We start from the raw sequence: 5,995 nt of genomic DNA, 5'->3' as shown, positions 1-5,995 counted from the left end.
CATTCTCTCTTTGGTTACTTTCTCTTTGGGCCAGCAAAGAGAAAGTGACTCGGGCGCCGGCAGGCGTCCGAAATGCCCGCTGCATAAGCGGCCAGATCGCGGTAACGCAAAAACCAGGCGATCCCGCAAAAGGATCCCAGCCTACGCCGGGATGACGAGCCATCAACGCAACGCGAGAAAATCCGGGCTAACCACAAAGCGCACAGCATCCAGCCGCAACCGCGCCTGCGGCAACGCCTCCAGCAGCGCCGTGCGCTCCCCCGCCACAGCGGCAACCTCCGCCTCGCTGATCGCAGGATTCACCGCGCGCAGCGCCAACAACCGCGAAAGCTCGGCATCGAGCGCCTCCGTCGCCGCCGCGACAGCGGCAGCCACATCACCCTTCGCGCGCTCGGCGGCGAGCTCCTCCGCCTTCTCCAGCATCGGCGGCACCAGCTTCGCAAGAAACTTGCGATACCGCGGCACCTCGATATTGCGGTCCGCCGCCTTGCGCAAGGCCAGCTCGCTCGGCTGGAAACCGGCACGTTCGGCCAGGCGCGTATCGACGGTGACCTGCACCGGCAAGGCCGGCAAAAAGCGCTCCGCGTCCAGCTTGCGGTCGGCCACGCATTCGAGCAGATACACCGCCTGCAACAACGCCGTGCGCGGCGGCAGCGCATCGTCGACGAGGAAGGCGGCATTGCCTTCCTCGCCGGTGAGCACCAGATCCAGCGCGCCGGCCGCCATCGGATGATCCAGCCGCAGCAGCGGCAGATCCTCGCGTGCCAGGGCGACTTCGCGCGCGAACGTCACCGCCACGGGGCCTTCGCTGAAGCCGGGCAGGGCGTCGGTGGAGAGGTACTGCGGGTCGAGCAGCAAGACCTTGCCGCCGAGTTCCTCGGCATGGATGCCGAACTGCTCCAGCAGGCGCTGGATGAATTCGTCGCGGCCGGGATCGTGCTCCTCGCGCGTGAAGGCCTGCTGCAATTCGTCGGCATGCAGGTCGCGGCTCGCCGCCAGCTCCAGCAGGTGATCGCGGCCGTCGCGGATCAGCGCGGCCATTTCCTCGTGGCTGGCGCGCGTCTCGGCCAGCAGCACGTCCAGTTCCTGGTCGCGGTTGTCGTCGCCGCGCGCGTGTTCGTCGGCCAGGCGCGCCAGCGGTTCGCCGTAGCGGCGCAGCAGTTCGCGGCCGTCGGCGGGGCTGAGGCGGAAGGCGTCGACGCCTTCGTCGTACCAGCGCGCCAGTACGTGCTGGGCGCTGTCGGCCACGGCCAGGATATGGATGCTGATGTCGTGCTTCTGGCCGATGCGGTCCAGGCGGCCGATGCGCTGTTCCAGCAGGTCCGGGTCCAGCGGCAGGTCCCACAGCACCAGGCGGTGGGCGAACTGGAAGTTGCGGCCTTCGGAGCCGATCTCGGAGCAGATCAGCAGGCGCGCACCATCCGGCTGCGCGAAATAAGCGGCGTTGCGGTCGCGCTGCACGATGCCGAGGCCTTCGTGGAAACGCGCGACGCCGACGCCGCTCTTGGTGCGCAGTGCTTCTTCCAGCGCCAGCACCTTGGCCTGGCTGCGGCAGATCAGCAGGAACTTGTCCTGCGGATGCGCGTCGAGCAAGGCCACCAGCGCGTCGACGCGCGGATCGGCCGAGTAATCCGGTTCCTGCGGCGGCGAGGGCTGCTGGATATCGGCATGGAATTCGGCCAGCAGGGCCTGGCGGCCTTCTTCGCTGAGCAGGCCGGCGTCCAGCAGATGCCACACCGGCACGCGCTGCGGGAAGCCGCCGATGCCCGCGCGGCGATTGCGGAACATGGCGCGGCCGGTGCCGTGGCGGTCGATCAGCGCGGCGATCAGCTCGCGCGCATGCGCGGGCTTGGTGGTGTCGGCCAGGTGAGCGAGCAGGGTGTCGTCGCCGGCGAAGGCTTCGCGCAGGCGGGCCAGCTGGGCGTCGTCCAGCGCCTCGCCATCGAGCAGGCGGTCGGCGATGTGCGACAGGTCCTGGAAGCTGTCGGCTTCGGCCAGGTAGCTGGCCAGGTCGCGGTAGCGCTGCGGGTCGAGCAGGCGCAGGCGGGCGAAGTGGCCGCTGCGGCCGAGCTGTTCGGGCGTGGCGGTGAGCAGGATCACGCCGGGCGTGGCCGCGGCCAGGCGTTCCACCAGCGCATAGCGCGGGCTGGCGGCCTCGGGGGTCCAGGCCAGGTGGTGCGCTTCGTCGACCACCAGCAGGTCCCACGGCGCCGCGAGCAGCTGCTCGGCGCGCTTGGAGTTGTGCTCGAGGAAGCTGAAGTCGGCGATCACCAGCTGCTCGTCTTCGAACGGGTTGGCGCCGTCGCCGTTCAGGTCCAGCGACTCGCAGCGTTCCTCGTCGTAGATGGCGAAGCTGAGGTTGAAGCGGCGCAGCAGTTCCACGAACCACTGGTAGACGAGGGTGTCCGGCAGCAGCACCAGCACGCGCTGGGCGCGGCCGGTGGCCAGCTGGCGGGCCAGGATCATGCCGGCCTCGATGGTCTTGCCCAGGCCCACTTCGTCGGCCAGCAGCACGCGCGGCGGGCGGCGCGAGGCGGCGATGCCGGCCACGCGCAGCTGGTGCGGCACCAGGCCGATGCGTGCGGCGCCCAGGCCCCAGGCGGCGGAGCGGCGGGCCGCGGCGCGGCGCTGCAGGCCTTCCAGGCGCAGGTCGAAGCGCGCCACCGGGTCGGTGCGGCCGCCGATCAGGCGGTCGTCGGCCTGGCTCACGCTCTGCTCGTCGTCGAGCTGGCCTTCGTGCAGTTCGCGGCCTTCGCCGCGGTAGATCAGCAGGTCTTCCTTGATCTCCACCCGCTCGACCAGGAAGGCGATGCCCTTGCCGGAAACGCGCTGCCCGGCGCGGAATTCCGCGCGCACCAGCGGCGCCGAATCCACCGCATAGGGCCGCAGCACACCGGCCTTGGCGAACAGCACCTGCACCCCGCGCCCCTCCACCCGTAGCACCGTGCCGAGGCCCAGCTCGGGTTCGGCGGTGGAGATCCAACGTTGGCCGGGTACGAACATCTGCGGTGCTTTCTTGGCGAATTGGGCCCGTGATTATCCGCTCACAGGGAGCGGATGCCTAGGGAAAAGGGCGCAGACCGCGGCGGATGCCGCTGGACCGAGGGTTTGCGCACCCGGTGGTAGCCATCGGTGCCCACCGAACCGAGGCTCGTACTGTTCTGAAAGCAGCGTTTCACGCTCGTCGGAAGGATGCGGCCGTTCGTCGGACTTTGCTTGGCGCCGGGCATCCATCGCGCACAGAGTGGTCCGGTGTTTCCAGGGGAGCATGCCCGTGCATGCCATTGCATGCATCCATCGCCGACCAGGTTGATGCGCTTTCGCCGCCGGAAGCCGTTCAACGCCGCCCGCTGAATTTTCATCACATGAGCCATGGAGCCGGAGCACGCGCCCCGGCGCGTACCGTCATGCCTATTCGCCCAGCCTTTCCGATCCGTCGCACGGCCGCGATGCGTTGTCTCGCTCTCCTGCTGGCGAGCGGTTGTCCGCTATCGATGATCGCCATGCAGGCCGCTCCGCCGGTGGCGGTGACGGAGCTCAGTCCCACGCCGCCGAACCTGACCCAGGGCGTGGCGCCGAATATCGCGGTGACGTTCGACAATTCGGGTTCCATGCAGGTGACCTACATGGGCGACAATCGGCCCTATGACGATGCGGGATGGTCCGGCCCCTGGCAGTGCGCCGGTGTGATCGACCCTCGCATCACCAGCGCGGCGGACATCCGCTCGCGCACCATGAATGGCGTGTATTACAACCCGAACGTGCTGTACCTGCCGCCGCTGAGGGCGGATGGCACGGCGTTTCCCGATGCCGATCCGGCCGGCGACCTGAAACGCGTGCCGGTGGATGGCATGGCGATCCATCGCCCGCGCAGCCCGGCGACGCTGGATGCCGCCGGCGCCTATCGCAATAACCCGTATAGTCCGACCACGCGATCGCGCCCGGAAGAGAGCCGGGGCGCGACCGATCTGACCGGCGTGTATGGCTCGGGCGGTGGAAAGCCGTCTTACGACTATCGCTGGGTGTGCGCAAAGAGCCAGTCCTCGCCCATGGACGGTAAAACCACCGGACCCGACGGCAAGGCCTATCCCATCGGCGGCCCTTACTACTACCGCTACAAATCGTCCGCGCCGGCCATCGCCGTGGATACCTACGGCAATCCGACCGCGGCTGGCTTGTTCAATCTCTATTACGCCGCCAATTGGGAAGCCGTCGCGGTGCGCAACCAGAACGTCACCATCGGCGGCGTCACCGTCAACGAATGGAAGAACTTCGCCAACTGGTATGCCTACTACCGCACGCGCATGCTGATGACGCGCACGGTGATGTCGCGCGTGTTCGCCAAGCTCGGTGCGCCCGCCACCGGCGGTGGCTATGGCAGCGGGTTCCGCGTGGCCTGGCAGAACCTCTATACCGACGACACCTTCCGCCTGCAGGACAGCGCCATCATCAGTACGCTGATGGACGCCAACGCGCCGGCCTGCGTTGCCGCCAACGCCGATCCGAACAAGCTGGGCCTGCAGGCGGGCACGGTAAGGACGCCGCCGAACTGCTATCGCTCGGCCTTCTTCAACTGGATCTTCGAGACCTTGCCCAAGGGCGCCACACCCTTGCGTTCATCGACCATCCGGGCGGGCAAGTTCTTTGAACGCGGCAAGGACAACACCGGCGCGACGGGCGATCTGCACGATCCGTACTGGGAGCCGCCGGCGAAAGGCGGCGCGGACGGCCTGGAACTCACCTGCCGGCAGAACTTCCACATGATGGTGACCGACGGCTATTGGAACAGCGACGATCGGTTGCCCCTGCCGACGTCATTCAAGGACAGCCAGACCTCCCACACCCTGCCCGACGGCACCAAGTATTCCGCCGTGGCGGCGGAGTCGCGCGTGTTCTGGGATGTGCAGGGCACCAAGCTCACTTCGTCGCTGGCGAACATCGCTTTTCATTACTGGGCCACGAATCTGCGTCCGGATCTTTACGATCCGGCCGCGGGCAGGCAGGTGCGGCCCTACATGCCGGACAAGAGCACCGGCGTGGTGGCGGGGGCGAGTTCGAAAGAGGCGGAGCAGTACTTCCATCCGAAGAACGATCCCGCCAACTGGCCGCACGTGGTGCAGTACATGGTGACGCTGGGCATCGCGGGAAAACTGAACTTCTCGGATGACGCCAACTGCAGGGTCGCCACCGCCAACGATCTGTGCGCCTTGCGCCGCGGCAGCACCAACGCCACCGGCGCCACGGGCTGGACCAAGCCCGAGAGCGACAAGCCGGCTGCCGTCGATGACACCTGGCACGCGGCGGTCAATGGCCGCGGCGCCTACTTCAGCGCGGCCAATCCGCAACTGCTGGTGGATCAGCTCGGCACCATCCTCACCAGCATCAACGCGCGTGCGGTGCCGGCGACGATCGGTGCGGTGAATTCGGCGGTGCTGGTCTCGGGCGCGCTAGGTTTCAATCTCGGCTACAGCTCGGCGGACTGGCACGGCAGTCTGCAGGCGGTGGCGGTGACGCCGCGCGGCGAGATCGCGGCGATGGCGTGGGATGCGGGTGCGCTGCTGGACAAGATGGATCCGGCGAAGCGCCATATCCTGACGTCTATGCGCAAGAGCGATGGAAGCTTCAAGGGTGGCATCGCGTTCAAGGCTTTCAGCGCCCTGGACAGCGCGGGCCAGGCGCTGCTCAGCAGCTCGCCCGCGAGCATGGATGCCACGAACGACACCGGCCAGGCCCGCCTCGATTACCTGCGCGGCGTGCGCAGCAAGGAAACCACCACGTTCCGCACCCGCAACCATCTGCTGGGCGCGATCATCGGCTCGCAGGCGGTGTACGTGAGCTACCCGTCGAGCGGCTACCGCAACAGCTGGCCGGCCGGTTCGCCGGAGCAGATGGCGGTGGCGGGCGATGCGGCGAACTGCGCGACGCAGACGCCGCTGACCTGCCACACCTACGAGGCGTTCGTGCAGAACAACCTCAGCCGCAAGCCGGTGGTGTA

2 protein-coding genes are annotated in these 5,995 nt (G+C 67.8%); one reads left to right on the top strand and one right to left on the bottom strand.

Annotated elements, in window-relative coordinates:
- Positions 1–162 precede the first annotated feature (162 nt).
- The gene (rapA, locus tag FHW84_RS22945; RefSeq protein ID WP_167258820.1) at positions 163–3,003 is read right to left on the bottom strand and encodes an RNA polymerase-associated protein RapA; all 2,841 of its coding nucleotides are present in this window, start codon (positions 3,001–3,003) and stop codon (positions 163–165) included.
- Positions 3,004–3,503: 500 nt separating this feature from the next.
- Here rapA and FHW84_RS22940 point away from each other — a divergent pair.
- Positions 3,504–5,995, top strand: a 2,492-nt coding sequence (locus FHW84_RS22940) for a hypothetical protein (RefSeq protein WP_208399935.1), incomplete at its 3' end; no start/stop codon positions are given.

The sequence above is a fragment of the Dyella sp. SG562 genome, assembly GCF_011759495.1.
In the GTDB taxonomy this organism is placed as follows: Bacteria; Pseudomonadota; Gammaproteobacteria; order Xanthomonadales; family Rhodanobacteraceae; genus Dyella_D; species Dyella_D marensis.
This window is presented reverse-complemented; position numbering and strand designations above follow the sequence as displayed.